The organism is Ruminococcus sp. N15.MGS-57, from assembly GCF_000980385.1.
Classification (GTDB): Bacteria; Bacillota; Clostridia; order Oscillospirales; family Ruminococcaceae; genus Hominimerdicola; species Hominimerdicola aceti.
This window is the reverse complement of the sequence record NZ_LARF01000083.1, coordinates 1-2235: the sequence shown is the minus strand read 5'-3', so window position 1 is coordinate 2235 and position 2235 is coordinate 1. Positions and strand designations below refer to the sequence as shown.

Genomic DNA, 2235 nt, shown 5'->3' with positions numbered 1-2235 from the left:
TCTCCATGATGAACTACTTCCTGCCGCTGAAGGGCATGGCTTCCATGCACTGCTCCGCCAACACCGATAAGGAAGGCAAGAACACCGCCATCTTCTTCGGTCTGTCCGGCACCGGCAAGACCACCCTGTCCACCGACCCGAAGCGCCTGCTGATCGGCGATGACGAGCACGGCTGGGACGACAACGGCGTCTTCAACTTCGAGGGCGGCTGCTACGCCAAGGTCATCAACCTGGATAAGGACTCTGAGCCTGATATCTACAACGCCATCAAGCGCAACGCTCTGCTGGAGAACGTTACCGTTGACGGCGAGGGCAAGATCGACTTCGCTGACAAGTCCGTCACCGAGAACACCCGTGTGTCCTACCCCATCAACCATATCCAGAACATCGTTCGCCCGATTTCTTCTGCCCCTGCCGCCAAGAACGTCATCTTCCTGTCTGCTGATGCGTTCGGCGTTCTGCCCCCGGTCAGCATCCTGACCCCCGAGCAGACCCAGTACTACTTCCTGTCCGGCTTCACCGCGAAGCTGGCCGGCACCGAGCGCGGCATCACCGAGCCCACCCCGACCTTCTCCGCCTGCTTCGGCCAGGCCTTCCTGGAGCTGCATCCCACCAAGTACGCTGAGGAACTGGTCAAGAAGATGCAGAAGTGCGGCGCTAAGGCTTACCTGGTCAACACCGGCTGGAACGGCACCGGCAAGCGCATCTCCATCAAGGACACCCGTGGTATCATCGATGCTATCCTGAACGGCAATATCAACAACGTGCCCACCAAGAAGATCCCCTACTTCGACTTCGAGGTTCCCACCGTCCTGAACGGTGTTGACACCGGCATCCTGGATCCCCGCGATACCTACGCCGACGCTTCCCAGTGGGAGGAGAAGGCCAAGGATCTGGCTGGCCGCTTCATCAAGAACTTCAAGAAGTACGAGGGTAACGAGCACGGCAAGGCTCTGGTTTCTGCCGGCCCCCAGCTGTAAGCTCTGATCCCAGCATTTTTCTTCTGAACTCCATATAAAATATCCCCCGCTGCCTGTCCATTGACCGAACAGGCGGCGGGGGATTTGTGTTTTGGGGCAGGTAAACAAAGCGTCGGTTGCCTTTTGGTGCGTGGTATGCTATCCTTTTTCCAAAGGATGTGAGCACAATGGATGCGAAAACGTTCGGGGCATTTCTCGCCCGGATGCGCAAGTCACAGGGATTAACACAGGCAGAGCTGGCCCAGCAGCTGCATGTAACAGATAAGGCTGTCAGCCGATGGGAACGCGGAGTTTCCCATAGTTAAAGATACCACACCAAATATGATGAACCCACGCTTATACACTACCAGCTATAATAAACCGCAAGGACAGCAATTTGATGATACTGCTGTCCTTTCTTTTATAAAATTGCAGTACACATAAAAAAGCTGTAAAATGATAAATATATTTGTCCTTGTAACAATTCTCGGACATTTGCCTGTTATACTATCTGCAAAAAGCAAAGGAAGTGAGAATATGGAGCAGATTTTAATTGTCGAGGACGACAGTTTTTTGAATAAGATGTTAGACTATAACCTGACCGCAGACGGCTACGGCGTGACTTCTGCCCTAAATGCCAGAACCGCAGCCGAAGCCATCCGCCAGCGGGAATTTGATTTAGTGCTGCTGGACATCAACCTGCCGGACGGGAACGGTTTTGAACTGTGCAAGCTGATAAAGCCCCAGCACCCGGACACCATCGTAATATTCCTGACCGCCAACGATCAGGAGAGCGACCAGATACGGGGCTATGAGGTGGGCGCGGTGGACTACATCACAAAGCCCTTTGTGATCGGGGCCTTGCAGCGGAAAATCAAAGCCATGTTCGCCATGCTGGAACACCACAAACCGGCCAAGGACATTTACGACGACGGGCGGCTGTTTCTGGACTTCTCGGAGCAGACGGCTTCCTTAAACGGCAAGCCCCTGACCCTATCCCCGATGGAGTACAAAATGCTGAACCTGTTCCGTAAAAATCCCCGGCAAGTGCTGACCCGTGGGCAGCTTTTGGAAAAGCTGTGGGATATAGACGAGCGGTTTGTAGACGAACACACCCTGACAACCTCCATCAGCCGGATTCGCAGCAAGATTGAATCCGACGGCGACGCACCCTACATCAAGACCGTTTACGGCATGGGCTATCAATGGACGGGAGGCGAGGCAAAATGAAGTTTCAAAACCTCTCGGTAAAGCGGCTGTTTGGCCGGGTGGCAAT

3 protein-coding genes are annotated in these 2235 nt (G+C 54.1%); all 3 read left to right on the top strand.

Going from position 1 to position 2235, the window contains the following annotated elements:
* Positions 1-980, top strand: a 980-nt coding sequence (locus tag WS40_RS10325; protein ID WP_046442138.1) for a phosphoenolpyruvate carboxykinase (ATP), incomplete at its 5' end; no start/stop codon positions are given.
* A gap of 167 nt (positions 981-1147) precedes the next feature.
* Complete coding sequence (locus WS40_RS10320; RefSeq protein ID WP_046442136.1) at positions 1148-1285, top strand: helix-turn-helix domain-containing protein; 138 nt, start codon at positions 1148-1150, stop codon at positions 1283-1285.
* A gap of 211 nt (positions 1286-1496) precedes the next feature.
* Positions 1497-2189 (top strand): response regulator transcription factor, encoded by a 693-nt coding sequence (locus WS40_RS10315; RefSeq protein ID WP_046442134.1) that lies wholly within the window; start codon positions 1497-1499, stop codon positions 2187-2189.
* Positions 2190-2235: the final 46 nt, after the last annotated feature.

Coding starts and splice junctions, on each gene's coding strand:
- WS40_RS10315 (WP_046442134.1), top strand. CDS start 1,497: ATGGAGCAGATTTTAATTGTCGAGGACGACAGTTTTTTGAATAAGATG.
- WS40_RS10320 (WP_046442136.1), top strand. CDS start 1,148: ATGGATGCGAAAACGTTCGGGGCATTTCTCGCCCGGATGCGCAAGTCA.